This window comes from Streptomyces sp. NPDC026301 (assembly GCF_055567935.1).
The window spans coordinates 278,094-303,039 of sequence record NZ_JBVHPN010000002.1; the positions used below are offsets into that span (position 1 = coordinate 278,094).

The following is a 24,946-nucleotide window of genomic DNA, read 5'->3' on the forward strand; positions in this document are numbered from 1 at the left end:
CGGCGTTTTCTCCCCGTCTGGCCCGGACAGTGCGCCAAGGCAAGGACGCTGAGCTCGCGACGAAGCGGGGTTGCAGCTCGCGGGCACTGGCCGCAGGGCGGGAGCGCCTTCCCTGACGCGCGAAGATGGTCTGCAGAAGAGCCCCATGGTGGGGCAGATACAAGGGGGGCGCGTGAGCGAGCGACTGGAGAGCATCTTCGTTCCGGACGATGGCCCGGAAGCGCCGAGTGAGGCCAAGAGCCAGGCGCTGAATTTCGTGTGGACCTGGGCGGAGGAAGTCCTCCGGCAGGTGGAGCGGGTGGAGACGACACGCGGCAGGATGCGGAGCGCCGATCGGATGCACGGGGACGAGCCGGGCATCGACCAGGTCTACCTGGATGGGCTCTTCCGGGAGCTGTGGGCCGCGGAGCACACCCTGTTGTGGGCGGCCTACCAGCTCGAACGCTGGCGAAAGCGGCTTGACCGGGAGCGGGGGCACACCGAGCGGGAGTACGACAGGGCTCTGCAGGCCGCCCGCAACGTCCTGGAGCACCTGGATGCTGCCGACTTCGCCGGCGGACGGGCCGTCGCCCCGCCCTGGGAGCCTCCGCAAAAGCAGCGGAAGCCGCAGGATCCGTACCGGAGCCTGCGCAAGCGTGGCGGTTTGGACCTGGGCATCGCCGACGATGGCGCGTTCTGCGGTATCCCCAGTGCTGAACTGCGCGAGCGCGCGCTCGGTGTCGTCCACTCTGTCGAGGACGATCTCGCGGACGAAGTAGTGGACCATCTCGTTGAACTGCACCGCGGGCGCTGAGGCACTCGGCACAATAGACGGCCTCGGTCCGTACTGACCGGGTCCGTGTAGCGAGAGGGGGTCGGGCTACCGCTCTCCGGCCCGCCCCAAGTTCAGCTCGGGGTAGCTGCGGACGTTCTCGTCGAAGCTGCGGTGCTCGTCGGCGAGGGACGGCACTTTGGGTCAAGGGGGTTCGCCAAACCGACCCGGCACCCCCAACTGCGCTTGCATATCCACGGCTTGACACGAACCCGCCAGCTGCGGCAGGCTCGGTGCCCACAACCGAATACAGGCGCACGAGGTTGAGCTCTAGCTCCCTCAAGCGCGACCCGCCCGAGGTGACGCACCACGAGGTCCCTTGGGCGTAGCAACTAGCACAACAAAGGCAGCACTACCGGGGTCGATAGCACCATCTCAATCCCCCGGGCCCAACGGTTTCATCCCGTGGGCACGCCACCACCGGGGTCGATGCACCTCCGTCCCCCGAGTTCCCACATCCCGCACATAGCTCTGCGCGACCCCGATTGCCCTCCGGCGGCCGGGGCCGTTCTGCTGCCCGCGCAGGGATCACAGGTTCGGCACCGTCGTGGTTGCCGAGCTAACTGTCGCCTGGCTCAAGGTTGCAGCCGTGCGGCCCAATCCGTTCCGCCACTCTGCCCCGCGTCCCCGTCCCGGACGCCCGAAAACGAAGGAGACCGCCCATTCCGCCACCCCCGCCGACCCGTCCCCCTCGCCCTAGCCCGAAAGCAAGTACAAGGCCCCGCTCAGCGGGGCCTTTGCCTTTCCGCGGCGGCTTGCGGGGCTAACCCGCCCCTCCTCCACGGTGCCGTAAGTGCCGCCGGGCCGGGGCTCGCCCAGAGCCTGACCGCAGCAGAACGGAGCACGCACGCGGTCCCGCGCCGCAGCTTGCGGGGCTAACCCCCACACCGGCCACGGTGCACCCACCCGCCCCCAATGGCGCCCACGGGGGCGGTGCCCACTCACCTCTACACCTGAAGGAACAACCACCATGACCGTCAGCCACACCGACCCGTCCCCGAGCCCTGACCCGTCCCCGCGGCCGCCCCGGCGCTGGGCCGTCCTGCTCTGGGCGATGGCCTTCGGCCTGATGCTTGCGGCTGGCCTGCTCGTCCTGAGCCTGTGCGTCCCCACGCTTGCCGGGCCGCTGCAGACGGCCATCGCCGGAACCGCGCTGTACGCCGCTCTCGTCCGGCGCCTCATCCGTCGGCTCCTCCGGTAGCCGACGGCCGCTCTGGCTGGGATGTCTCCTCCCGCCGTGTCGCTACTCGGCGGGAGGAGACAGATAGTCGCGCAGCTCGATGTCGTTGACGGTGATCCCTTTGCGTTCGGCGAGGCGCTGCAGCTGTTCTTCCCGCATGGGAAGGGACGCTTCGCCGTCCAGGAACTCTTCCAGCCATTCACCGGTGTGCCGGTTGTACGGGAGTAGCCTCGTCGCGGCGCTGCTTGCCCAGACCGAGGTTCGATTCACTGAGAAGCCTGTGCCCTCGGCCACTTGGCGAACCCGCGCTTCGCACTGTTCGACGAACTGCTTCGGCGGGTGGTCTGAGCCATTGCTGAAAAAGGCGGAGATGGCCCCGGGCTCCAATCGGTCCCTCTTGGCTGTGATGCCTGCCGCCTGGATCGCGGACAGTGCGCTGTCGAAGAGGTCGGCTGGTCCGTAGAGGATCACGTTCACTACGCCGCGTACGTCTTCCATGGCACAACTCTACGGGCGGCTCAGATCGGGCCTCTGCTCAAGTCGGGCGAGCAACCGCAACCGCTGCTGAGCCTGCACGCTTTCACTGTCTTCCTGAGCGCGGCCGCTGGCGGATCAATCGTGGGCCTCCTGACGTCTGCTCAGACTCACTGCTTGCCGGTGCCGCGGCCGTCGGTGGGGGTAGCTTCTGCTTCGACGTGCCGAGCCTGCACAAGCTCGTCGGTAAGGAGCCACGCGGCCGCGGTACGGCACGACGGGGCCCAGGAAACAGATCCGGGCCCCCGTTGGCCAGCGACGTCATGCGCTCACGTGGTCTGGTCGTCGCAATCGTCGATTCCACCTATCGGGATCGCTCGGTCTCGCGCAGGGCCTGCTCGATCTGTGCGTTGGCCTGGTCACGCTTGCCGTCCAGCACCTTGGCGTAGAAGCGGTAGAGCACAGCCACGCTGTGGCCGGCGCGACGGGCGACTTCGGTGGGGTCGACGCCGGAGGCCAGCCACAGCGAGACTCCTGCGTGCCGGAGTGAGTACGGCACCTTCGCGAGCGGCGTCTTGACATGTTCCTCGGAGAGCGCTGCCTTGCGGGCGTCCTTCCAGACCTCTGCGTACTCCTTGGTGAGCAGAACGCCCCCGCGCGACGCTCGGAACAGTCGGCCGTCCGGGGCGGTTCCGTAGCGCGCCAGGTGACCACGTAGGAGAGCGACGAGCACCGGAGGGATGGGTACGTCCCGAGTCGCCGAGCGGGCCCGCCGCTTCAAGCCGCGCTCCTCGTACGACTTCCCGTCGTCCGTCCACGAAGACCCTGACCGGGGCGAACTGCCGGAGAGCAGCAGAGAGCCCCAGCCGTTTTTCGGCAGCGTGCAGTCGGCCTTCCGGAGGTTCATGGCTTCCGCCGGCCGGGTGGCCGCGTAGTAGCCACAGCCGTAGAACGCCTGCAGGTGCTCACCGCGAGGGCCAAGCGTGCCCACTGCGTCTATCAGGGCCTTGGCCTGGCGTGGATTGGGGACGTACCGCCAGTCGATCTCATCGTCGGTGTCCGGGGGAGTCCAGTCCACGAACTGCAGTGGATTGGTGGGTAGCAGTTTGCGCTCGACCGCGTAGCGCAAAGCGTTGTTGAAGACCATCCGCTTCCGCTTGGTGGTGTTGGCCGCGGCGGTTTTGCCGTCGAGCTTCAGGCTCAGCGCCTCCAGAGCGAGCCGGACAGTGTCGGAGTCCTCCAGCCGAGGCATCGGGAGAGACTTCCTGGCGATCCATTCCAGGGCTACGGCGATAGGCGCCGCTGGCTCACCGCGCTGGTCGGAGAAGTTGAAGGCCCAGCAGGACAGTGCCCGACGGAGGACGGCGGGCTTTGGTGCCCCTTTGGAGTCCACCACCAGCGCAGACGTGACGGTGGCGAGCGCGTCGGCACGTGTGGCGCGACTCTTCGCGGAGGATCGCTTCCACTTCATCTCGGCGTAGTGCCTGGCGTGCTCGTACCAGGTCGGTTGCGGCTCCTGAGCGCGCAGTTCAGACTGCGGCAGTCCGGTCTTCACGTCGAACATCTCGCCGCGCTGAGCTGCGGCCATCAACTGTGCCCGCCTGCCATCGGCGAGCGTCTTGGTCCGGAATGCCTTGGAGTGGGGGCGCGGACCGACCTTCCACCGCAGCTGAAACGGCTTGGGGCGGTCCTGCCTCTCACGGATCGAGTAGATGGTGAACTCGAAGGTCAGCACCGAGGGGGCTCCTGAGAAGGGAAGGGGCCCGGCCATGGTGCGGCCGGGCCCATCGGGTGGGTGTCAGACTGCGCAGTCCTGTTCCTGGCTGGCCCACCAGGCATCCAGGTCACTGCGGCGTACGCGGAGCTGGCCGTTCGGGAGCTTGTAGAGCTTGGGTGCCTTGCCGCGGGCGCGCATGCGGTAAAAGGCGGCGCGGCTCATGTCGATCTCTTCGAGAACTTCGGGGAGCTTGAGCATCTTGGCCTTGGGCATGTCAGTGCTCCTCTTGGTGCGAGATGTGCTGCCGGGCTGGGATGGAGCGATAAGCGCGGTAGGGGTGGTAAGCCCTTTGACCTGCGGTTTCGTGGAGGCGGTAAGGGGGCCGGGAAGCGGGGCGATAAGTCTTGGCGCACTGGATGGCTGGCTTATCGCTCCGCTAACCGCTCCTCTTTCCGCGCTGGTGTTTCCACAGGTCGGGAGGCTTATCGGCTATCTCGCCTTATCGCGCTCAGCCCGCATAGCTCACGACGGTGGTGGGGCGACCACCCGTCGGCTTCTGATGGCGGCTGTAACCGGGAAGGTCGAGCAGTTCGGCGACCAGCCGGTCCCGCTCCGCTCGCGTGGTGTTCTTGAACAGGCGCCGGATGCGGTCGGCCGTGAGCCCGTCCGGTCCGGCGGCGCGGACCGCCTCGGCGAGCTTGTTCACCTTCGGGTCGCCGGTGGTGTCGCCGAGGAGGTGAACGGCCGAGGCGCGGGCGTAGTTGAGGAGCTGCCAGGCGGCGCGCATGTGGGCTTCGGAGATGGTGTCGGTGTGGTCGCACAGGGCGTAGACCATGGCGACCCGCTGGACGTACGGGGCGGCGCGGGCGGTGAACTGGGCGATGACGCCGCCGGCGGAATCGTCGCTCAGCGCCGGGTAGACCTCATCGCAGTACAACTCCCAGGCGCCTGAGCTGAACTTGACCTCGTCGACGCGAGAAGCGTCGGCGAGAACCGTGCGCCAGCCGGCGGCGAGGTTGGCCACCAGCTCAGGGCTGGCGCCGCGCGAGCCCGGCAGGACGAGGTTGCGGTGGCAGAAGATCGGCAGGAACCGGTTGTACGTGCCGCCGGCCATCTCCGAGTCCTGCATCTTGGCCCGGAACTCCTCCGGAGTGATGTGCCCCAGAATCGCGATGTGCGGATCCGTGGCTGTCAGCGAGTCCCGGACCATTGAGCCGAGGGAGTCCCCGTCCCATGCTTGCCGCAGCACGCCGGGCAGGGAGCTGCCCTCTCGGCGGCCGCGGCTCATGGTCACCGCGTACTCCGATTCCAGCACCCACAGCCGCTTGTCGATGCTGGCGTGCGAGGCGTCGTCGCTGTCGTCGTCCTTGACGTACTCGATCAGCCCTTCCCCGGAGTTCAGCCCGCGCGGGGTGTGCTCGGGGCCGAAGAAATCCGGCAGGGCCTCCGCCAGCACCCGCCGGGCGGTCGACGTCGCCGACCCCTTGCGGCCCGACGACGTGGGGCCGATGGTCAGGGCCCAGATCAGGGTGGGGTGCCGGTCGTTGCCGATCATCAGGTGCGGGCGCCGGCCGATGGCCGCTCCGGCTGCGGAGAGGAGGTTGGCCAGCACCGCGACCGGATCTGCCTCCGTGGTGGGGTCCAGCTCTCGGACCGTCTCGCCCACCCAGCCGCAGAACACGTCTGGATGCGGCGTGGGGCCAGGCCGGTGCGGGCGGTGGAGGCCCGGACGCCGGTCGTACAGCGGATTGGGCGGGCCGCTCGGTGCCGCGTCCTCGTCGGACGGTTCGGTGGGGCGTGCGGTCAGCTCGGTGATCTGCCGCAGCACCGTGGCGCGGAGCTCGTCAGCGTCGGTGTTCGGGGCGGAAGCCGCCTGTACGAGACGCGTACCGGCTTCGATCAAGCGGCGGCGTTCGGCCTTCTCCCGCACGATCTCTGCGTAGTACTCGGCGTTGGCCGCGGTCGGCACGGCCTGGACGAGGGTGTGGAGGTAGGACGCTCCGCCGACCTTGCGCAGGTCTCCGCGCTTGTTGAGATGGTCCGCAACGGTGATCGGGTCGGAGGACTGCCCGCGGTCGTACAGGTCGCAGATCGCGCGGTGGATCATCTCGTGCGCGGGCCGGTAGTAGTCGCCGGGGTCCATCGTTTCGATCACGTCCGCGATGGCCTGAGCGGAGAGCAGCATGGCGCCCAACGCGGACTGTTCGGCTTCGAGATCCTGGGGCGGCTGGGAGCCGGCCAGGGGTGCGAGGTCGCCGTGGAGAGACCGCACATTGTCGTACGGTGCCGGTGCGGCCTCAGGTGACATGATGGGTGTCTCCTGTTCTGTCTTCGGACGGGCAGGGAGAACCGGGGCGGCGGCGTGTCCTTGCACGGGAGTGCCGCCGCCTCGGCGCATTCAGAGTCAGGTCGCGGTCATCCGCCGCCAGGCCGCGTACTCCTGGCGGACGTACGGCCGGTAGCTCGGGTCCCACAGCGGGGAGTCGGGCGGGATCGGGCCGTTGCTCGTGGCGAACGGTCCGCCGCCACGTTCCCGGTCGTACTGAGCGAGCCGGTGAGCCGCCCTGGCGGCGAGGGTGCTGGCCTCCGCAATGGCCTCGGGGATGCCCTCCCCCTCGGTCTCGCGAAGGGCGAGCCGGTCCAGCAACGCGGCCTTACGGAGCCAGAACTCCCGGCTCAGCCGCATGCCGGAGGCGTGGGTAGCCACCTGGTCAGTGACCCAGGTCATTTCGGCGAGGAGGTGCGGAGCTTCGTCGTACGCGTCGATGGACGTGGTGTGTTCGTGCACGAGCGGTCCCTACAGATTGTGGACGGCGTAGACGACTGCTGCGGTGAGCTGGTTGACCTGGTGGGCGATGCCGGTGGAGGCGAGGTAGAAGCCGAACATCACGGCGATGAAGGCGGAGCCGTAGCCGAGGGTCTTGGAGCGGAGCAGGAAGATCAGGACGAGACCGAACAGGGCGACGAGGGAGACGGTGACAGCCACGAGGGCCTCCTCTGTGGGGTGAGAGGTGAAGGTCAGCGGGTGCCGGTGCGGTGGATGCGGGACGCGATGTTGAAGAGGTGGCGGCCGATCCGTATGCGCTTGCGGTCGCCGTGGCAGCGGCGGCAGAGCTTGCCCGGCCGCAGACGGCCCTTCCGGTCCTTGATGAGCTGGAAGCCGAAGCCACGGCACTTGCGGCAGTCGCCGAACGGGCTGACCGCGCAGAGCGCGGCGTAACACAGCGTGTAGCCCGTGAAGAGCGTGATAGCAGCTGAGGTGAGGGTCATCGCGGGTCCTCTCTGGCGTTTTCAGGGCACGCTCGAAGGAGGCCGCTAGCCGCTAGCGGCCTGGTCAGAGTGGAAATGGGGCGCTAGCGGGGCCGCTAACGTTAGCGAGGGTTGCTGCTAGCGCTAGCGGCCCCGGAGCGTTATCCGGCGTCGCGGTTTCCGTCACGCTCCGCGACAGCGGCGGTAATGTGGGCGCGCTCGATGCCGCGCCGGTTGACGACCTTGCCGTTGATGCGGCGGCCGATCTGGACGGTCTCGATGCCGTACGGCTTGAGCGCCGAGGTGAGCTGTTCGGCGGCCCACTCGCCGTAGACGTCCGGCCGTAGCTCCGCCAGGCGGGCCACGACGGTCTCGCTCCAGACCTTGGCTTCCTCGACCGGGATGACGCCGAGCAGATCGCGGAGCAGGTCGAAGGAGGCCACGGCGGTTTCCGGTTCCTCGCCGAGGGCGTGGCCGGAGAGGGTGCCGGCGTCTTCGCGGGCCTTGCGGGCCCGCAGCGCGATGTTGTCCGCGCCGACGCTGTCGACATAGGTGGAGGCCACGATCCGGGCATCCGCGCCTTCGCCGACGAAGTAGTGCACGCCCTTGTCGGCCCAGGAGAACATCGTGGCCCGCACCCCGCGCTTGTACGCGGAGGTGCCCAGCACCATGTCGTTCTCCAACTGCCCCATGACCTTCAGGCACCACCGGGCCGAGGCGTTCGCGCTGATGCCAGTGGGCAGGGCCTTGGCGTCCGGGCGCTGGGTGGCGAGCAGCAGCACAATCCCGGTGGCGGGGCCGCGCTTGACCAGGTCGGTCGCGATCTCCTCGAACTCGTCCTTGTATTTGGGGTGCTCGAAGAGGACCTGGCACTCATCCACCCCGACCACGATCGGGTGCAGGCCGAGCTCCTTCTTGTCCGCCAGCTCGCTGGTCACCTTCGACTCCGGGCAGATGTCCCGCGGCAGCGAGCGGATCATCTTGGTGCGACGCCGCAGCTCCTGCCGCAGTTCGCGGAAGTCGCGGATGGCGTACTCGATGACCTCGTCATCGTCGCCGGCGCCGTGGCGGTGGGAGACGCGGTCGCCGACCGGATCCAGGTCGCCGGTGCCCTTCATGTCGTAGGTGTGCAGCTCCGCCCGCGGATCCAGCGCCGCGATCAGCAGGAGCAGGCGGAGCAGGAAGGTTTTGCCCATGCGCGGGATGGCGCCGATGATGCCCGCGATGTACATGAGCGTGACCTCGACCCAGCGCCCGCGCGGATCGGTGCCGAACGGCACCGGCTTGAACAGGTCCACGCTGCCGCCTGCCAGCAGCGGCCACATGGGCTTCTTGGCCTTGGACATGTCCTGATCGCCGACCCACAGCACCAGCCGCCCGGTGTGCTCCTCGGGCACCGCCTCGGGCCACACGCAGCCCAGCGGGCGGCGCAGGCCGGAGGCGAGCTTGTCCCGCCGGTCGATGACATCGGTGACCGTCACCCCGTACGGCAGGTCACCCTCGGCCCGCCAGCCGGGGCCGTCCCGGGTGATGGGGGCGGTGAAGGCAAAGCCGTCCCGGCCCTTGGACTGGGCCTGGTTGATGGCCGGGATGCCCAGCGCTCCCAGCGCGCGCAGCACGATGTCGCTGGTGAGCTTGGGCGCCTTGGACGTCTCGACGGCGCGGGTGATGACCGGGGCGTCCGCTTCGGTGCCGGCCGCCCCCAACGCCAGTACCAGGGCGCCGAGGGAGACGGCCTGCAGCCACCCGGGCGCCAGCACGTACAAGGCGAGAGCCGTACCGAGGCCGACCAGGGAGCCGAGAAGGGCGACGAGGGTGCGCAGCCGGACGCGGCCGTCACGTTGCCGGGAGAGCTTGAGGTACTCGGCCGCGTCCTCCCGCCGCACCGCGGCCAGCCGGACCGGCTCACCCTCCTTGTCGGCCACCCACCGCATCGTCCCGCCCAGGAAGCGGGCAGTGCCGCGGGGCGATTGGAAAGCAAGCCGGACGCCATAGATGGGGGTGCGGACGCCGTGGTAGGCGGCCATGTGGCCGTAGTGCCCAGCCACCCACCGCGTCGCGGTGGTCAGCTCCTGCCGGGAGCGCAGCCAGCCGGGCAGCACCGGCCGACGCTTGGCGCCGGACAGCCGGGCCAAGAGGCCGGGGCCGGCCGGGCCAGGGCCGTCGACCGGCACCACCGCGTCCGGATCATCCGAAGCCCCGGACGCCGTACGAGCGGTACGAGCGTGGCGTGCCTTGTCCAGGTCGACGATGTCCGCGCCGCAATCGGGCTTGTCGGAATCGGACTCCTCGGAATCAGGCTCGTCGGAATCAGGCTCCAACTCCGCCTCCAGGCGGCGGAACAGTTCGTTTTCGTCCTCGTGCTTCAATGCGAATGTCCTTCCGATGCCGTGAGGGACGAGTGGGGCGGCCGGTCGCTTGGCCGTGGACGGCCGCCCCACATCAGGACGTCAGGTCAGCCAACGCCTCGCGTACAGGTGCGCGAGGGATTGGCAGTCGTGCAGCGGATCAATCAGGCGCTGAGTTCGAGCACCGCGGCGATGACGGCGTCCTCGAAGCCGTCTTCCTCGGCCAGCCGCCGGCGTGCCGCACGGATGCGATCACCGCCCCACGTCTCGCCGTGTCCGTACGACTTCGCGAGCTCGACGGGATCCGGCGTGCGGTTGTCCAACAGGACTGCGGCAGCCTCGCGTTCGGCCTTCTCCCTCTGCGCCGCACGCACTTCTCGAGGGATACGCGCCTCGTTGTTCGAGGCGCGGTCGTCAGAATTCGAGGCGCCTACGCGGCCGGCTTTCGAGGAACTTTCCGAGGCGGTCCGCGTGTGCCTCATCCGATCGCGCTCGGAGCGGGAGCGCCGTGCGGCTGCGGCCTCGCGCTTGGCCCGCTCGTTCTCCTCATGGGCTCTGGCCTCGGCTTCCGCCTTGATGCGCAGCATTTCGCGCTGGGCCTCTCGGTCACGCTCAGCGGCCTCGATCTCGGCCTGGACCCGGCGGCGCTCGGCCTCACGCCGGGCCGCTCGTTCCTCCTTTTCGCGTTCAATGCGGTCCAGTTCGCGAGCCTTCTCGATTTCTGCCTGCTTGACCTCGCGGGCGAGGCGCGCGGCGTGTTCGCGCTCCTCGCGCTCGGCCTCACGCTGTGCTTGTTCTCTTGCCAACCGGGCCTGTTCGCGAGCCTCTTCGCGCTCCGCTTCCTCGGCCCGCGCACGCTCTTCGCGGGCCTGCCGGGCACGAGCCTCGCGCTCGGCAGCTGCCGCATCCTGATGCGCCTTGATCGTGCGTTGATGCTCTGCGGTCTTCCGCGCGAGGTAAGTGCGGTACCCGGCGGACGCCTCGGCCAAGGTGATGAGGAGAAACGGTGCGACCGAGTGGAGCAGCAGCCCGCCGGCGTCGGCGTGGACCGGGATGAGACGGAAGTCGTCGTCCGGGTACAGGCTCTGCCAGCAGTTCATGATCCAGGTGGACAAGCCTGCGAACCAGCGAAGCATGAACGGCCAGCCGCTCGGCCGGTAGCCGCCTTGCTCGGCCAGCACCCCGTCGACGTACAAGACGGTCAGGAGAGCCAGCGACGCCAACGGATCGAGCATCCACGCGACCCAGCCCGGCACGTCATGCTCGGTAGCGAATCTCGTGACGTTGATGCAAGTGAACACCAGCGCCCCGAACCCGAGGACCAGCAGGGAGCGGGTCACGAGCTGCCCGGTCCTCTCCAACTGCTCGATCGCTCTTCGGGCGGCGGTGGCTTCCTGCTCCGTCACGGACCGCCCGGGAGCCGGCGACGGTACCGGTGCCGGGCTGGAGCAGTCAGTCAGGGATTCCGTCACCGTCCGCGTCCCCCTCCTCGGGCCCGCACTGGCACACCTCCTCGGTCGCGCCCTGCCCCATCCAGCAGGCGCACACCACGGTCAGCCCTCCGACGGTCACCGCCTCACCCGGAAGCAGCCGGCAGCGGTCGCACGTGCCAGCGGTCTCCGACTCGTCGGTCATGACCGCGAGGGCGGTGGAGGGGTAGTCCTGGGTGAAGTCGTAGTCCTCGTAGTCGAAGTAGCCGTTCATCAGCCGAGTCCTTCCGTCGGGGTGTGGTCGTAGTGGCCCGCGAAGGCCATGCAGCTCTGGTGGGCGGCCAGCAGATCGGGCGTTTCCGTCTCGATCGCCTCCACGGTGATGCGGGTGACGAGATCCATCAGCTCCGGCTCGTCGGCGAGGATGTCGCGCGCCGCATCCAGGCGAGCGAGGCGCTCCTCGTCGGATTCGCCCGGCACCCCGAGCCACAGCTCGGTAGGCGTGCCAATGACCAGGTCCATCGGGTCGTCGTCGACGTCCTGGAGGCTGTCGATCACATAGGCCATGAGGCTCTCCTGATCTGAATGAGTAAGCAGGGAGACCCGGGGCGGCAGTGGTGTCCTTTTGCACGGGAGTACCGCCGACCCGGCATATCTGTGCTGAGCCAGCCGCTGTTCTGCGCGAGGCAGCCGCGGCAAACCGCTCGTCGGAGACGAGTGGTCATGGCCGCCGGTGGCTCCTCGCTAGGGAGCCACCAGGGCTAAAGCCACTGGTCAGGGCACGGTCTTGCTTGCCAGGCGCCGTGCCATTCAGTTCTCAAGGAACGTCCTCTTCCAGCTGGCCCCTCGGCGTGCGACGACGTCGCCTTCCCGGGCTTCCGGCTGGTTCGGTACTGCGGGTTCGCGCGGCGCTGCCGGTGCAGGCAGGCATGGGCGAGCAGGGCAAGACGGTCATCAAGACCTCTTGTCCTCAACTCCTCTTTAGGAGTTGCTATGAACATAGGGCTCGCTCCGGTTGTCGTCAACTCCTCTTGAGGACTTATGCTGAATCCGTCCGACGGAGAGGGACGGTGAGCACCGCATGGCCAAGAAGTACGAGCGGATCGCTGACGCGCTGCGGCAGAGCATCCGTGCAGGCCAGCTGAAGCCGGGAGACCGCCTGCCGGCCGAGACCACGCTCGCGGAGCAGTACAAGACCAGCGTGCCGACGATGCGCGACGCGCTGGGAGAACTGCTCGCCGAAGGGCTGATCGACAAGCGGCACGGCGTCGGCAACTTCATCCGCGAGCCGCGGCCACGGGTGGAGCGCAGCAACCAGCGTCATCAGTGGGAAAAGAACCGCGCGCGACTCTTGGAGTCCGAGCGTCTGAAGACCGGCTCCACTGAGCACGACACCGGCCTGACCGTCTCTGATCTCGCCTTCAAGGCCACCTACCGGGAAGTGAAGGCCGACGAGGACCTGGCGGCGGTCTTCTCCGTGCCGGTCGAAACACGCCTGCTGGAACGGGAGTACCGGACCTTCCCCCGCGAAGGCGATGCACCGCTCAGCCTCGTCTGCTCGCACCTTCTCTACGACGCGGTGTCGTCGAATCCCGACCTCCTCGACGACTCCAACGAGCCGTGGCCTGGGGGTACGCAGAACCAACTGCTCACGGTCGGCATCGAGCTGGACCGCATAGTGGAGCGGATCACCGCCCGGCCTCCGACAGCAGAGGAGGCCGAGGAGCTCGGCCTCCAGAAGGGCGTCTCAGTGTTCGTTCTCCGAAAGATCTCCATCGATACCGAGGACCGAGTGGTGGAGGTCTCCGACGTGATCCTGCCCGGCGACGTCACTGAGCTGGTCTTCACGACGCCCCTGGACCGGTGGTGATGATGCCGAACATCATCACGGTCATGACGGCCGTCCATCCGCCGGCCGCCAAGTACCTCGCCGACGCCTACAAGTCGCTGACGGAGCAGGAGCTGCCCGACGGCTGGGACTGGCAGTGGGTGATCCAGGAGGACGGAGAGACGGACGAGGTTCGCCCGCACGTCCCCGATGACCCGCGCATCAGCTTCGGCCAGGGCCGCCACGGTCGCGCCGCGATGGCCCGTACTCTCGCCCTCTCGCGCGCCAAGGGCGAGTACATCAAGGTCCTCGACGCGGACGACATGCTCGCCCCCGGCGCCCTCGCCCGTGACCTGCGCGCTCTGACCAGCGACCCGTCGATCGGCTGGGCAACGGCCCGCGTCCTCGACCTGATGCCCGACGGCTCGACCGTCGGCTTCGACCAGGACCCGCCGGAGGGCCCGATCGAGCGCGGCGCCGTGCTTGAACACTGGGAGGCGCACAACTTCCGCGCCCAGGTCCACCCCGCCACCCTCTGCATCCGCCACGACCTCCTCCTGGCCCTCGGCGGCTGGATGGCCCTGCCGGCCTCGGAGGACACGGGCCTGCTGCTGGCGCTGAGCGCGGTCAGCCGCGGCTGGTTCTCCGCAGAGACTGGCCTGCTGTACCGGAAGTGGCCTGGGCAGGTCACGAGCCAGGCTGCGCACTCCGATGAGGAGGAGCGGGAGGCACGGTTCGCGGTTGTGCAGGCTCGGGCTCGGGCCCTGGCGGCTATGACGAATTGGCGTCACGGATAGGGCTGATCCACTGCAACCGAATGGTCCTGCCGGTGCGTTTCTAACCCACCGGCACTGCCCTTCCGGGGTACTCCACCACCTACTCCATGTCTCGCGCTTCTCGCATCCCAAGGGCCATACTGGAAGTTACGGCAGTTGGCACGCGAGCCCCCGCATCGCGACGCTCGTAAGACCCCGAATGAAGATCTACTGGGCATCTTCGGGCGGATGGAGCGGCAGCTAGTAGAGCGCGCGGCTTGTTCCGCCGTGGAAGGTGGTTTTGAGATGTCTGGAACGCTTCACGCGACATCGAAGGTCGACGAAAAGCATGCAAAGAGATGGGCCGACCAGCTTCGGCCGCACCTCTTTCCTGGCGAGGCCTTGGTCATGCTCTCCAAGACTTCTCACGCCAAGCCCATGGCCAATGCGCTGGCCCTCACAACGACACGCCTTATGGCGTTCGACAGTAGCGGCGGCGGCAGTACGCCAGGGCCACGGATCGAGATGATGTTGGCTGACGCCCGGGCGGCAGAGATGCGATCCCGGATGGGGAGCAAAACACTTCACCTGGTCAGCGCTGATGGTGAAGACATCTCCTTCGGCGCCATTTCGGCAGCAGATGCCGACGAGGTGTTGAAGGACGTCCAGCAGGCTATCGAGCAGGGGCCGGACGTTGAGGTGCACGACCGAGTCGAAGCCGAGCAGCAGCAGACCACTGACGCCTGGGCGAAGACTCTCCTCGTAGGAAAGAAAACCAGCCGAAAGGCGCGGAAGGTGATCGAGGAGCACTGCTCGCCCGGCGAAGCGCCATGGTTCATCCTACATTCTGCTGCCGGATCGGGCGTTCTCGCCGCATTCTCCGACCGCTGCATGATCATCAAGACCGGCGGGATGACCAGCATGATGGCCGGAAGTTTCGGCGGATCACGGATTTCCACCTTCCCCTACCAAGAGGTCACCGCCGTCGAGTACAACTCCGGCATGATCAACGGCGTTCTGGAAGTCCTCACTGCCAGCTATCAAGGGACGGCCAACAAAGACTTCTGGCGAGGCGCTCTGTCTTCGCCGAATGCCAACGCCAATAACCCATACGCCTTGAGCAACACACTTCCGTTGTCCAAGCGCGAATACGCCGCGGCCCTGAACCCTCTCAATGAAATGCGTAAAATGATCACGGAGAGGCGCCAGGTTCCCCCTTCCTCGACAGTGCCTCCAGCCCCGCTCCCCAAGTCGAACGGACTGGCCGAGGAGCTCTCCGAGCTCGTCGATCTGCACTCCTCAGGCGCTCTCACTGACGAAGAATTCACTGCGGCCAAGAAGCAGGCGATCGGCCGCCATCGCTCGTGAAGCTACTGAGCCGGCCAGCACAACAGGAGAGCGGCCGCCTTCAGGGTCGCTCTCCCACTCGCACAGCCACTGCCTATCGGCCGAGGTCAGGTTCCCTCGCGGAAGCCCACTGACGTGGGTGTGGCCCGCTTCGCGGCTTGTGCACGGTCCGTCAGACGCCCAGGGCCAAAAGGTTCGCCACTGGCCTGCGCCTCCACAGCAATAGGAGGCAGCCGACGAGAAGGAGAATGCCGGCTTCGGCGAGCGCGAGGGCGGAGGCGGCGGGGTGGATCGGCCAGGCCCAAGGCTGTGCCGTGCCACCCGGGCGGCGCCCGGCCGCTGCGCAGAAGAGCGGGAGCGCGGCGATGGCGATGGCCGCGATGCCCGGTCCGACCAGTGCCCGCAGAATCAGCGCCACGCCGAGGAACCCGATGCTGTTACGGGCCATGGAGAGCACATCGGGCCGGTCGAAGACGGCGTGGACCAAGGCGGCCAGCACGGTGATGACGAGGACGTAGGACAGGCACAGGACGAGGGTGCGCGGGCGGGCCGGCCGGACGGCGACTTCTTCGGCCATGGTGTCGCCCCGTTCGATGCCGTACAGCAGCACCACGGTGGGCAGCATGCCCAGGATCTCGCCGAAGAGGAGCTGGCCGGAGGGTCCCACGATGGTGGGTACCGGGATCGCTTCGTCCTGGGCCAGGGCGGTCAGCAGCAGGGCGGCGAGCATAGTGGCAATCACCTGCGGCACGGCCTTGGTCTTAAGCCACCAGCTCACTGCGCGCCTCCCGAGGCCTGGGCGGGCAGCTTCAGCTGGGGACGGGTGGTGCAGTCGTGCAGCGCGCGCTCGTTGCGCTGGTACCAGGTGTGCTGTTGGGCTGCGGGGACGGTGCGAATATGAGCGGCGACGGTAGCTTCCTGCTGGCCATAGCGGTTGGCGACCTCGCTCGGGGTGGCTCCCGCGGTCAACGCCAGCCAGGAGGCGAGGGGGCCGAAGGCGGCGTCGCCGGGGAAGTCACCCTTGGCGGCGCAGGCCGGCGGATTGGCGGGCAGCAGCCCGCCGGCGACGCCGAAGCGGACATTGTCGGAGGTGGGCTGCTCCCAGGAGCCGATGTACAAAGCGCCGGCGCCAGGGTGTTCTGCCATGGTGAGTCGGGCCGACACGCTCATACCAGCGTGCTGCAGGCGCTGCCGGGCATCGGCGGCGTCGCGGGTGATGGCGGTCAGGTGGCTGCGCAGCTCGGGCCAGACGCACACCTGCGGCTGGGAGCCGCTGCAGCTCAGCGCGGCGGTGGAGCGGGCATTGGTGGGCTCGGCCGGCAGGCCGTAGGCCAGCGTGCCGCTGCCCAACAGCCCGGCCACCAGTAGACCCGTGGCGCCAATGCGGACCGCTCGCTTGCCCGCGGCTGTCAGGGCGAGCCCGGCCGCCAACACGACGGCCAACGCAAGGACGGTGGCGCTGGCGATGGCACGCCAGCTGAGGGTCTGGTCCAGGGAGCAGCAGCCGTTGACGCCGCCGGTGACCATGTGGCGAAGCCACAGCGGTTCGAGGGTGGCGGGGTAGGCGGTGAGGACGAAGCTGAGGATCAGGGCGAGCGGGGCTGCGATGACCAGCGGCAGCTTGCGGCCGAGGAGGAAGCCGGCCATGGCGTTGGCTAGCACGATCACCAGCCACATCGCGGCCACGCCGAGCGGAGGCGTGCCACCGTGGGGAGCCGTTTCGGTCACGGTGAAGCCGACCGCTACGGCCATGCCGAGCAGGCCGAGGACCAGAACGGGCAAGAGCAGGGGCAAGGCGATGGCCAGGCCGGAGCGGGCCGGTGCCCAGGCGGCGATGTTGCCGCGGGTGATGCGGGAGCCTTCCCAGGCGCCGGCGGCGGCGCAGGCAGGGGTGACAAAGGGCAGGGCGAAGGCGGCCGCGCCGAAGGCGCTGGGCCAATAGCCCGCGGTGACCCCTGCGACCAGGTCATCCCGCAGCAGGAAGGCGACGAAGGCCGCCAGCAAGGGTGCGAGCCAGGCGGCGGATGAAGAACGGAGGACGGTGCGCCAGCGCATGGCCTCAGACCTCCTGTTCGATCAGCTGGGTGTAGGCGCCCTCGGCCCGGCGGGATTCGGGCACCTCGGGGTGGGCCAGGGCCAGGAAGCCGGCGGTGTCGCCCTGGAAGCGGACCTTGCCGCGGTCCAGGACCACGACGTGGTCGTAGACGGCGTCGAGGTCTTCGGTCTGGTGGGTGGAGACCACGAGGTGCACGTCGGTGAGCAGGTCGTCGACCACTTGGCGGAAGACCTTGCGCTGGGAGGGGTCCAGGCCGGCGGTGGGCTCGTCCAGGAGGACGAGTTCGCTGTGGTGTACGAGCGTCCCGGCGATGCCCATGCGCCGCAGTTGCCCCCCGGAGAGCTGGTGGCTCTTGCGGTCGGCGAGACTGCCGAGCTTCACGCGCTCCAACGCCGGGGCAGAGCGATCCCAGGCCTCACGGCGGGCCATACCCTTGAGCCAGCCGATGTAGGCCACGTTCTCCCGCACTGTCAGTCCCGGCATGGGCTTGATGTTCTGCGGGAGCCAGCCGACTGCGGATCGGTAGGCCGCGCGGTCGCGGGCGCTGTCGGGCTTGCGGCCCCGCCAGGCAACGGTCCCCCGAGTGGGAGAAAGCCAGGAGGCGGCGATGCCCATCAGCGTCGACTTACCGGCGCCGTTAGGCCCCAGCAGGACGGTAGCTCTGTGGTCAATGGTCAGGCTGAGCCTGTCGAGGACCGGCACCTTCCGGCCGTACTGGAAGGAGCATCGGGTGAACTGCAGAGACATCTCGTCCTTGCTGGTCGTGGGGGATGACGATGCCGGGCGGGGCGCCCCGCCCGGCGGTGTGTCACAGGCTGTGCGTTACCACTTGATCGTTACGGTCTTGGCGTTGAGGTGAAACGTCCCCGACCCCGAGGCACCGTTGATCTTGTCCAGAACGAAGTAGTAGTCGGCCTTGGCCCGGTCGCCCCATGAAAGCGTCGACGAACAGGCGTTGCTCTTCGATCCGTAGTTGGTGTCGGGCCCGAAGGTGTCCTTCCATACAGAGACCGTCGCGGACGCCTTGGTTCCCGGCGAGCTCGGGATCGAGCAGCCCGAGAATCTGACCGTGGTGCTGGCGCCGTCGGAGTTGGTGTCGTGCCAGCGACTGGACTCGTAACCGGTCGCCCAGTTCGAGATGTATGTGGTCTTGCTTCCTTCGGCGTGGGCCGGAATTACGCCGAAAACCATCGTGGCCACTGCGCCCGAAAGCGCAGCACATGACAGACGCGAAACGCGCATGTCCCCTCCTTGAGATTGACTTCCCCCGCACGCTGGTCAGGCGTGAGTCGATCCGTTCGACTGGGAGCCGTGTGAGCATGCAGTGATCAAGCTGTGCTCGGCAAGAAAAAATCGAACTTTTGCGCCAGTCTCCCCGCGTAGAAGTGTCCGTTTCCTGCATGCTTCGACGGCAAACCGCCATAGAGGACCAGGAGTTATGACCTGACGCGCTCCTGGCATGGATGGCCGGTTGTGTACGGTGTGGCCAGAAAACGACAGCGGAAGATCCATCGAACTGGTATTGCCCCACCGTTGGGGCAGCTGGCGGCGTTCTCTGGGCCGCCCCCGTCCGCTACACGGATGCGTCCAACCTCATCGACACCGCCGCTACGGCTCGATTAAGCCACTGCACCTTTACGGATACCGCCGGTCCACGGAGCACACCGTCAGGCCACAGACGCTTCCTTGATTGTCTCCATGACCCGAAAGGCGCCTGCGCGGAGGGTCGGACCGTGGCGGTGGCAATCGCACACGGACATCCGGAGTCGGCCTCACGCACCGGTCGAGGCGTACTTCGGATGTGGTGACGGGCCCCTACCCGCAGGCCCCGCCACATGGACCGACCAACTCTCAGAGCAACTCTTCAGCGTCCATCCGAGAGAAGATCAGCTCGCTCTCGTCGGTGACAGGGCCACGCCAGCGAGTCGGCACTTGGACACCACGGTGCAGGGCGACCGGATAGCTGCCGGCCGCGTAGTCATTGGCCAGCCGGTACACGTTGAACCCTCGCTTGGTGAACGTCTCCAGCAGCTCGTCGGCGGACTGTCCCAGCTCGGCCATCCGCTGCGGCGTGACCTCTATGGCCAGCTCGACATCGGGGCGAAGCTGGTCGAGGACAGGTTCCAGACCCCGGACGGCGGCCCCTTCGGCGCCCTCGACGTCGATCTTGATGACGCGCGCCTTGGCGAGCTCCTCCGCCGTCAACACATCGGACAGAGGCAGGGCTTGGGCCTCGAACGTGGACTCCGCTTCGCCGGTGTACGGGACGATGCTGTTCGCGCCCATGTTGTGCGAGCTCGCGAGGATGAAGGTCAGCACCTCGTCCCGGTCGGAGATCGCGGCGTTGACGGCGCGCAGATTGGTGCAGTTGTTGGCCTCGGCCTGGTCCACGAGGACGCTGTGGAACCTCGGCGATGCCTCGATGGCCACGACCTTGCCGCTCTCCCCCACCAGATGCGAGGCGAGCAAACTGTAGTAGCCGATGTTCGCCCCGACATCCACGAAGGTGTCCCCGAGCTTGAGCCGGCTCTCAAGCCATTGCGTCAGGTGTGGCTCCCACACCCCGAAGAGGTAGATGTACCGCTGGATGAGGTCCTGCGTGTCCGTCGTGAAGGTGGCGCCGAAGCGGGTCCGGGCCTGGCGGACCACGGGGTGGTCCCGCAGCTCAGCGTTCAGGTAGTTGTCGAGCACGGCAGGCTTGCCGAGGGTGCCCGGTGCGTAACGCACGTACCAGCGCGCCAGGTCCCGCTTTAACCGATGAAGGGCAGCAGTCACGCCGGCTCCCGAGTGTGGTGGATGTCTGCGGGCAGCGGTCCTACGCGCGGTCGATCGGGACCTCGTACACGATCTCGCAGTGTGCGGCGGGAAGGATGATGTCAGCGGTTTCCACCGGCCGACCGTCCTCCGCCATGTACGTGCGCTGGATATGGGTGACCAAGGAGCTACGCGGCACCCCCCAGCAGGGTCGCTTCCGCGTCGGTGGCCTTTCTCGGCTCCGGCTGTTCGACGGCGTGCGTGATCACGACGCCGATCTCCGCCATCCGCTGCACGACGCCACGGCCGGCGTGCGGGCCGCCCTCGGGGAGTACAACGATGGTGCCGCCCGTGATGTCGTACGGCTCCCAGCTCGTCGACAGCTGCACCGGCTTTCCGTCCGCCAGGAACTCGTACTCCGTACGGACGCACAGGTCACCTTCGGGGATGCCGAGGCGCGCCGCGATGTCTGCCGGAGCCGGCACCTTCGCCTCGGTCCGGTGTTCCCAAGATCCGCGCTTACCAAGACCCGCCATGTCCGCCCGGAACGGCGAACCGTCGCGCTGCTCGCGGCACCAGGAGCGGACCATGCGAAGGCGGTCACGAGGCTCCGCCACGTACGTCCCTGATCCCGCGCGGCCTTCGAGTAGGCCCTGAGCGATGAGCAGTTCCTGTGCGCGACGGACGACGTTTTCGCCCACCTCGTACTCGCTGCCGATCTGCGCGCGGGAGGGCAGCCGGTCACCAGGCGACCATTCGCCGCTCGTGATGCGTTGCCGGAGGCGGTCGGCGACGGCGAGATAAGGCGGCTGCTCAGACATATGGCAAATCTAGTCCACTAGCTCTAGGCTAGTTAACTAGCTTCACGGTGGGTAATTTCGTTGCGACGGAGGAGACGTGCCTGCACCTGCATCCCGAGCGCAGGACATCGCGGCACGCCTTGCAGCCGCCGGCTACGAGCCGCGACTGTCCCGCCGCCCCGGCCGCATCCGCATCGAGGTCAGCGTGCCGGAAGCACCATCCGAGGCGAGCTGGCGATTCTTGCTGACCGCCTTAGAACGCGCCGACCGGTTCGGCCTTGAAGGAGGAGCCGACGGGCTCAGTGCCTGGGCGGTCATCTGGATCGTTCCGCATCCGCATGGTCGCGCGGGCCCTGATGAAGCGCCCCGCCGAAAGACGTACGGGCCGCCGCAACCCCGCGAAGACCGGCCCGGCCAAGTCGACGAGAGCAGGCCGTAGGGAGCCGCACACATGACTGGCAGAACGATCCCGGCCGCCGAGCCATCGCACCTCCCGAGAGGAGAACGAGCGCGTTGACCGGACCCCGCCCCCGATCGGAAGTACCGGAGTGGTGCCGCCCATTGAACCCGAGCGAGGAAATGGTGATTGTGGATGGCTAAGCGGTACGAGGTGATTGCTGCGGACATCCGCCGGCAGATCCAGGACGGCTCGCTCCCCGCCGGCTCGCGCCTGCCCGCGGAGACTGCCCTCGCCAGGGCGCACAAGGTGGGCTTGCCCACGGTGCGTCAGGCGCTCGGCGCCCTGCAGGCCGAAGGGCTGATCGAGAAGCACCACGGACGTGGAAGCTTCGTCCGGGCGTCGGGGACTCGGATCGAGTACGCCAATGACAGGCGGAGCAGGCGGCTCGCCGGCCCCGCTCCGGATATCGACGTGGTTGTCACCTGCTGCGAAATGAAAGCCACGGCAGAGCTTGCCGCTCGCTTGAACGTGAAGCCGCGGACGAGCCTGCTGGAATTCAGCTACCGCGGTCGGCGCCAGGAGGACGGGAGCCCATGCAGCCTGGTGCGTTCGTACCTGGTGTACGACATGGTGGCAGCGATACCGATGGCGCCGGTCGTTTCCGTCGGCGATGGCTCACCATGGGGCGACGCGTACGAGGGATGGCTCATCAACGCCGGCATTGAACTGGACCACGTCACCGAACGAGTCGGAGCCCGGCCGCCAACGGCAGACGAGGCCAGGATGCTGGGAATCTTCCCCGGCATCTCCGTCCTGGCCATCCAGCGGACATCCGTCGATACCGCGGGGCGAGTCGTTGAGGTCGCGGATCTGCTGTTGTCCGGGGACCGCATTGCAGCGGTCTACAGGACACAGGCGCCGGTCGCGGCCCACCTGCTCGGCTGAGCTTGAGCTGCTGTCCAGTCGTTCACTCACGCGCTCCGCTCGCCTCGTGCCACCACGTGGCTTCCTGGACACCATTTCGAGCGGCGAGGTAGGCCGTGGCCATGCCCTTGTCTTCTTCAGCCGTGGTGTTCGGAACCGATCGGTTCTTGGTTGTCGGTCGGCCTGGCGACTGGTCAGCGCTTCCACGTTCCAACAAGAGTGCGTAAAGGCGGACTACGGTCCGGAACGGATGAAGGGGCCGCGCCGCCGGACAGTGACGGGGCGGCCCCTTCGACCTCTGGGGGAGGTTTCAGGCAAGCGGCCAGGCCGCCTGAAGCCTGATCAGTCGTCGTCGCTGTCGTTGTCGTGGTCGTCCTGGTCGACGTGCTGGTTGAGGACCTTGCCGCTGGCAGCGTCAATGGTGACGTCGTGGCTCTTGTGGTCCTTGCCGAGGACGTCGACCTCCCAGACGGTGGAACCGTTGCGGTCGTTGTCGTCGAGGCCATAGGAGACGACGGTGCCGGGGACGGCCTTCAGGGCCTTGGCGGTGGCCTTGTCGTGGCCGATCTTGTCGGCCTTGACCTGAACCTGGGTCTCGGCGGCGTCCTGGGCGGCGTCGTCGTCGCGGTCGGTGTGCTTGTTCAGGACCTTGCCGTTGCCGGCGTCGATAGTGACGTCGTGGTTCTTGTGGTCCTTGCCGAGGACGTCGACCTCCCAGATGAGGGAGCCATTGCTGTCCGCGTTGTCGAGTTCGGCGGAGGTCGCGGTGCCGGGGACGGCCTTGAGGGCCTTGGCGGTGGCCTCGGACTCGCTGATCTTGTCGGCCTTGACCTGGGCGCGGTCCTTGGCGGTGTCGTCCAAGTGGCGCTCGCTCTGGGAGAGCTTGACCGAGGAGTGCGGGGCCGGGGCATCGTCGTTCGCGAAGGCGGTCGCGGCACCCGTGCCGCCGATCAGTGCGACGGCGGCGGCCGTGGCGAGGACGACGGCGCGGGGGACGAGCGTGCGCTTGGCGTTGGCCTGCATGGGGACGTTCCTCCGGAGCGTGGTGCGGTCGGTTCCGCCGGCGGGCCTTGTCGCGCCCTTCCGACGTTGATCACAGTGCCGAACGGAACCTGAACACAGCCTGAAGGGCGCTGAAGCGCTCTTCAGGTTCCGGTCCCGGGACGAGTGAAAGGGCCGCCCCGCCGGACAGTGTCGGTATGGCGCCAGTCCTTCTGCGTAACACCCGAAGATCAAGCACAAACTGAGCGGGGCGGCCAGAACCTGCAGGCGGTCGCACCGATCCAAGAGGCCGGTACGACCGCCTTCCACTGTCTCCCGGGCCGCTACTTGTCGAAGTCGAGATCCAGCATCCTGATCGCATTGCCGCGAAGCAGCTTGTACGTCACATCCGGCGGCAGGCCGGCGACGTGGTCGGCAGCGACCTGCTTGGTGTGCGGCCAGGTCGAGTCCACGTGCGGGTAGTCGGTCTCGAAGGTCGCGTTGTCCACGCCGACGGACTCCAGCGAGGCGACGCCGTGCTTGTCGCGGAAGAAGCAGCAGAAGATCTGGCGGTAGTAGTACGTCGACGGAGGCTCGGGGATCAGGTCCCGTACACCGCCCCAGGCCCGGTGCTCCTGCCATACGTCGTCCGCGCGCTCCAGGGCGTACGGCACCCAGCCCATCTGCCCCTCGGCGTAAGCGAGCTTGAGCCTCGGGAACTTCACCAGGACCCCGCTGAACAGGAAGTCCATCATCGAGGCCATCGCGTTGTTGAAGCTGAGCGACGCCTCCACCGCCGGCGGCGCGTCCGGCGAAGCGGCAGGCATCTGCGACGACGAGCCGATGTGCATGCACACCGCCGTGCCCGTCTCCTCGCAAGCGGCGAAGAACGGATCCCAGTAACCGGAGTGGATGCTCGGTAGCCCGAGGTACGTAGGGATCTCGCTGAAGGTCACGGCCCGCACGCCCCTCGCGGCGTTCCGGCGGATCTCCTGGACCGCGAGGTCGACGTCCCAGAGCGGGATGAGGCACAGGGGGATCAGCCGGCCACCGCTGTCACCGCACCACTCCTCCACCATCCAGTCGTTGTACGCACGGACGCAGGCCAGCCCCACTTCGAGATCGCTGGCCTCGGCGAACGTCTGGCCGCAGAAGCGCGGAAAGGTGGGGAAGCACAAGGAGGCCTCGACATGGTTCATCTCCATGTCCTCGATCCGGGCCTTCGGGTCCCAGCAGCCCTTGCGCATCTGTTCACGGGTGATGCCTTCCAAGGTCATCTCGTCCCGTGAGAAGCCCACCGCGGCAATGATCCGCTTGTACGGGAACAGGTTCCCCTCGTACTCCCACCAGTCCGCCAGCGGGCCGTCCGGGTCCGTCGTGAACCGGTACTTGCTCGCGACCCGCTCCAGCCCCCCGATTCCGGCGGTCATGGGCTTCGGTCCGCGGTCCCGGTACTTCGCCGGCAACCAGGTCTGGAAGAGGTGGGCGGGCTCAATCACGTGGTCGTCCACGCTGATGATCATCGGTACGTCGGCAGTGTCGTTCGCCTGGCCAGTCACAGAGCCCTCCCGAGGGTCAATCGGTCACCGATCTGACGGCCCGTCAGGTGGAGGGTATAGACGACCCCTGCAAGCAACAAGAGGCGAGCGGGCCCCCTTCGTCGACCTTCACCGACAAGCAAGGCGACGACCCCGGCGCGGACGCCAAGCCTTCGACCGATTGTGTAGCGCGCCACCTCCTCGCACTCTAAGCTAGTTAACTAGATTTACGCCAGGTGATCACACCTGGTGGTGGCATCGCTGTGCCCTCCTGCGCCGACGCGCACCCGAGCCTGCGCTCCAGGCCCTGCGCTGATCCGAACGGGCACTCCACATGCCGACAAACACACAGCC

Annotated in this window: 24 protein-coding genes and 1 pseudogene; 6 read left to right on the forward strand and 19 right to left on the reverse strand. The window is 67.7% G+C overall.

Features of this window, described 5'->3' with window-relative positions; genetic code table 11:
• Window positions 1-172 precede the first annotated feature (172 nt).
• Both ACZ4MH_RS04360 and ACZ4MH_RS04365 read left to right on the forward strand, forming a co-directional pair.
• Window positions 173-793 carry a hypothetical protein gene (locus ACZ4MH_RS04360; protein WP_351593521.1) on the forward strand — a complete coding sequence of 207 codons (621 nt, stop codon included), beginning with the start codon at window positions 173-175 and terminating at the stop codon, window positions 791-793.
• 988 nt (window positions 794-1,781) lie between these two features.
• Window positions 1,782-2,012, forward strand: a complete 231-nt coding sequence (locus ACZ4MH_RS04365; protein ID WP_351593519.1) for a hypothetical protein — start codon at window positions 1,782-1,784, stop codon at window positions 2,010-2,012.
• Window positions 2,013-2,054: 42 nt separating this feature from the next.
• Here the strand turns inward: ACZ4MH_RS04365 and ACZ4MH_RS04370 are convergent, their stop codons facing one another.
• The 11 genes from ACZ4MH_RS04370 to ACZ4MH_RS04420 all read right to left on the reverse strand — a co-directional run bounded on the left by ACZ4MH_RS04370 (window position 2,055) and on the right by ACZ4MH_RS04420 (window position 11,776).
• The gene (locus ACZ4MH_RS04370; RefSeq protein WP_351593516.1) at window positions 2,055-2,489 is read right to left on the reverse strand and encodes a hypothetical protein; all 435 of its coding nucleotides are present in this window, start codon (window positions 2,487-2,489) and stop codon (window positions 2,055-2,057) included.
• A 340-nt stretch (window positions 2,490-2,829) separates the two neighbouring features.
• Window positions 2,830-4,200 (reverse strand): tyrosine-type recombinase/integrase, encoded by a 1,371-nt coding sequence (locus tag ACZ4MH_RS04375; protein WP_351593513.1) that lies wholly within the window; start codon window positions 4,198-4,200, stop codon window positions 2,830-2,832.
• A 63-nt stretch (window positions 4,201-4,263) separates the two neighbouring features.
• Window positions 4,264-4,455 carry a helix-turn-helix transcriptional regulator gene (locus ACZ4MH_RS04380; RefSeq protein ID WP_351593510.1) on the reverse strand — a complete coding sequence of 64 codons (192 nt, stop codon included), beginning with the start codon at window positions 4,453-4,455 and terminating at the stop codon, window positions 4,264-4,266.
• A 235-nt stretch (window positions 4,456-4,690) separates the two neighbouring features.
• A complete protein-coding gene (locus tag ACZ4MH_RS04385; RefSeq protein WP_351593507.1) occupies window positions 4,691-6,490 on the reverse strand; it encodes a DnaB-like helicase N-terminal domain-containing protein in 1,800 nt (599 codons plus the stop codon).
• Between the two features lie 96 nt (window positions 6,491-6,586).
• On the reverse strand, window positions 6,587-6,970 hold the full coding sequence (locus ACZ4MH_RS04390) for a hypothetical protein (RefSeq protein ID WP_351593504.1): 384 nt from the start codon (window positions 6,968-6,970) through the stop codon (window positions 6,587-6,589).
• A gap of 9 nt (window positions 6,971-6,979) precedes the next feature.
• Window positions 6,980-7,168 carry a hypothetical protein gene (locus tag ACZ4MH_RS04395; protein WP_351593501.1) on the reverse strand — a complete coding sequence of 63 codons (189 nt, stop codon included), beginning with the start codon at window positions 7,166-7,168 and terminating at the stop codon, window positions 6,980-6,982.
• Window positions 7,169-7,200: 32 nt separating this feature from the next.
• Window positions 7,201-7,452 (reverse strand): hypothetical protein, encoded by a 252-nt coding sequence (locus ACZ4MH_RS04400; RefSeq protein ID WP_351593499.1) that lies wholly within the window; start codon window positions 7,450-7,452, stop codon window positions 7,201-7,203.
• A 140-nt stretch (window positions 7,453-7,592) separates the two neighbouring features.
• Window positions 7,593-9,800: a cell division protein FtsK gene (locus ACZ4MH_RS04405; protein WP_351593497.1), complete on the reverse strand. Its 2,208-nt coding sequence runs from the start codon at window positions 9,798-9,800 to the stop codon at window positions 7,593-7,595.
• A 143-nt stretch (window positions 9,801-9,943) separates the two neighbouring features.
• Window positions 9,944-11,185, reverse strand: a complete 1,242-nt coding sequence (locus ACZ4MH_RS04410; RefSeq protein ID WP_351593494.1) for a hypothetical protein — start codon at window positions 11,183-11,185, stop codon at window positions 9,944-9,946.
• Between the two features lie 46 nt (window positions 11,186-11,231).
• A complete protein-coding gene (locus ACZ4MH_RS04415; RefSeq protein WP_351593492.1) occupies window positions 11,232-11,483 on the reverse strand; it encodes a hypothetical protein in 252 nt (83 codons plus the stop codon).
• Window positions 11,483-11,776, reverse strand: coding sequence for a hypothetical protein (locus ACZ4MH_RS04420; RefSeq protein WP_351593489.1), 294 nt, complete (start codon window positions 11,774-11,776; stop codon window positions 11,483-11,485). The genes ACZ4MH_RS04415 and ACZ4MH_RS04420 overlap by 1 nt, the downstream gene beginning before the upstream one ends.
• A gap of 514 nt (window positions 11,777-12,290) precedes the next feature.
• On the opposite strand from ACZ4MH_RS04420, the gene ACZ4MH_RS04425 reads away from it, so the two are divergent.
• From ACZ4MH_RS04425 to ACZ4MH_RS04435, 3 genes are all read left to right on the forward strand, one after another.
• Window positions 12,291-13,079: a GntR family transcriptional regulator gene (locus tag ACZ4MH_RS04425; RefSeq protein WP_351593486.1), complete on the forward strand. Its 789-nt coding sequence runs from the start codon at window positions 12,291-12,293 to the stop codon at window positions 13,077-13,079.
• A 2-nt stretch (window positions 13,080-13,081) separates the two neighbouring features.
• A complete protein-coding gene (locus ACZ4MH_RS04430; protein ID WP_351593484.1) occupies window positions 13,082-13,834 on the forward strand; it encodes a glycosyltransferase family 2 protein in 753 nt (250 codons plus the stop codon).
• 135 nt (window positions 13,835-13,969) lie between these two features.
• The gene (locus ACZ4MH_RS04435) at window positions 13,970-15,160 is read left to right on the forward strand and encodes an SHOCT domain-containing protein (protein WP_351593482.1); all 1,191 of its coding nucleotides are present in this window, start codon (window positions 13,970-13,972) and stop codon (window positions 15,158-15,160) included.
• A 151-nt stretch (window positions 15,161-15,311) separates the two neighbouring features.
• Here the strand turns inward: ACZ4MH_RS04435 and ACZ4MH_RS04440 are convergent, their stop codons facing one another.
• The 6 genes and pseudogenes from ACZ4MH_RS04440 to ACZ4MH_RS04465 all read right to left on the reverse strand — a co-directional run bounded on the left by ACZ4MH_RS04440 (window position 15,312) and on the right by ACZ4MH_RS04465 (window position 20,770).
• On the reverse strand, window positions 15,312-15,917 hold the full coding sequence (locus ACZ4MH_RS04440) for a hypothetical protein (RefSeq protein ID WP_351593479.1): 606 nt from the start codon (window positions 15,915-15,917) through the stop codon (window positions 15,312-15,314).
• The gene (locus tag ACZ4MH_RS04445; protein WP_351593477.1) at window positions 15,914-17,194 is read right to left on the reverse strand and encodes a DUF7224 domain-containing protein; all 1,281 of its coding nucleotides are present in this window, start codon (window positions 17,192-17,194) and stop codon (window positions 15,914-15,916) included. Before ACZ4MH_RS04445 ends, ACZ4MH_RS04440 begins: the two co-directional genes overlap by 4 nt.
• A gap of 4 nt (window positions 17,195-17,198) precedes the next feature.
• Window positions 17,199-17,942, reverse strand: a complete 744-nt coding sequence (locus ACZ4MH_RS04450) for an ATP-binding cassette domain-containing protein (protein ID WP_351593475.1) — start codon at window positions 17,940-17,942, stop codon at window positions 17,199-17,201.
• Window positions 17,943-18,017: 75 nt separating this feature from the next.
• On the reverse strand, window positions 18,018-18,437 hold the full coding sequence (locus ACZ4MH_RS04455; RefSeq protein WP_351593472.1) for a hypothetical protein: 420 nt from the start codon (window positions 18,435-18,437) through the stop codon (window positions 18,018-18,020).
• A gap of 609 nt (window positions 18,438-19,046) precedes the next feature.
• Window positions 19,047-19,970, reverse strand: coding sequence for an FkbM family methyltransferase (locus tag ACZ4MH_RS04460; protein WP_351593469.1), 924 nt, complete (start codon window positions 19,968-19,970; stop codon window positions 19,047-19,049).
• A gap of 40 nt (window positions 19,971-20,010) precedes the next feature.
• Window positions 20,011-20,770 (reverse strand): annotated as a pseudogene (locus ACZ4MH_RS04465) (GntR family transcriptional regulator).
• Between the two features lie 571 nt (window positions 20,771-21,341).
• On the opposite strand from ACZ4MH_RS04465, the gene ACZ4MH_RS04470 reads away from it, so the two are divergent.
• The gene (locus tag ACZ4MH_RS04470) at window positions 21,342-22,094 is read left to right on the forward strand and encodes a GntR family transcriptional regulator (RefSeq protein WP_351593466.1); all 753 of its coding nucleotides are present in this window, start codon (window positions 21,342-21,344) and stop codon (window positions 22,092-22,094) included.
• A 321-nt stretch (window positions 22,095-22,415) separates the two neighbouring features.
• Here the strand turns inward: ACZ4MH_RS04470 and ACZ4MH_RS04475 are convergent, their stop codons facing one another.
• Entirely contained in the window at window positions 22,416-23,096 is a 681-nt protein-coding gene (locus ACZ4MH_RS04475; RefSeq protein WP_351593464.1) for a PepSY domain-containing protein, read from the reverse strand.
• A 302-nt stretch (window positions 23,097-23,398) separates the two neighbouring features.
• Window positions 23,399-24,577, reverse strand: a complete 1,179-nt coding sequence (locus tag ACZ4MH_RS04480; protein ID WP_351593527.1) for an amidohydrolase family protein — start codon at window positions 24,575-24,577, stop codon at window positions 23,399-23,401.
• Window positions 24,578-24,946 lie beyond the last annotated feature (369 nt).

Excerpts from the sequence above, each read along its gene's own strand:
- ACZ4MH_RS04420 (WP_351593489.1), bottom strand. The coding sequence starts at position 11,776 with ATGGCCTATGTGATCGACAGCCTCCAGGACGTCGACGACGACCCGATG.
- ACZ4MH_RS04430 (WP_351593484.1), top strand. The coding sequence starts at position 13,082 with ATGCCGAACATCATCACGGTCATGACGGCCGTCCATCCGCCGGCCGCC.
- ACZ4MH_RS04455 (WP_351593472.1), bottom strand. The coding sequence starts at position 18,437 with ATGCGCGTTTCGCGTCTGTCATGTGCTGCGCTTTCGGGCGCAGTGGCC.
- ACZ4MH_RS04480 (WP_351593527.1), bottom strand. The coding sequence starts at position 24,577 with ATGATCATCAGCGTGGACGACCACGTGATTGAGCCCGCCCACCTCTTC.
- ACZ4MH_RS04400 (WP_351593499.1), bottom strand. The coding sequence starts at position 7,452 with ATGACCCTCACCTCAGCTGCTATCACGCTCTTCACGGGCTACACGCTG.
- ACZ4MH_RS04445 (WP_351593477.1), bottom strand. The coding sequence starts at position 17,194 with ATGCGCTGGCGCACCGTCCTCCGTTCTTCATCCGCCGCCTGGCTCGCA.
- ACZ4MH_RS04415 (WP_351593492.1), bottom strand. The coding sequence starts at position 11,483 with ATGAACGGCTACTTCGACTACGAGGACTACGACTTCACCCAGGACTAC.
- ACZ4MH_RS04385 (WP_351593507.1), bottom strand. The coding sequence starts at position 6,490 with ATGTCACCTGAGGCCGCACCGGCACCGTACGACAATGTGCGGTCTCTC.
- ACZ4MH_RS04425 (WP_351593486.1), top strand. The coding sequence starts at position 12,291 with ATGGCCAAGAAGTACGAGCGGATCGCTGACGCGCTGCGGCAGAGCATC.
- ACZ4MH_RS04470 (WP_351593466.1), top strand. The coding sequence starts at position 21,342 with ATGGCTAAGCGGTACGAGGTGATTGCTGCGGACATCCGCCGGCAGATC.
- ACZ4MH_RS04450 (WP_351593475.1), bottom strand. The coding sequence starts at position 17,942 with ATGTCTCTGCAGTTCACCCGATGCTCCTTCCAGTACGGCCGGAAGGTG.
- ACZ4MH_RS04380 (WP_351593510.1), bottom strand. The coding sequence starts at position 4,455 with ATGCCCAAGGCCAAGATGCTCAAGCTCCCCGAAGTTCTCGAAGAGATC.
- ACZ4MH_RS04370 (WP_351593516.1), bottom strand. The coding sequence starts at position 2,489 with ATGGAAGACGTACGCGGCGTAGTGAACGTGATCCTCTACGGACCAGCC.
- ACZ4MH_RS04475 (WP_351593464.1), bottom strand. The coding sequence starts at position 23,096 with ATGCAGGCCAACGCCAAGCGCACGCTCGTCCCCCGCGCCGTCGTCCTC.
- ACZ4MH_RS04365 (WP_351593519.1), top strand. The coding sequence starts at position 1,782 with ATGACCGTCAGCCACACCGACCCGTCCCCGAGCCCTGACCCGTCCCCG.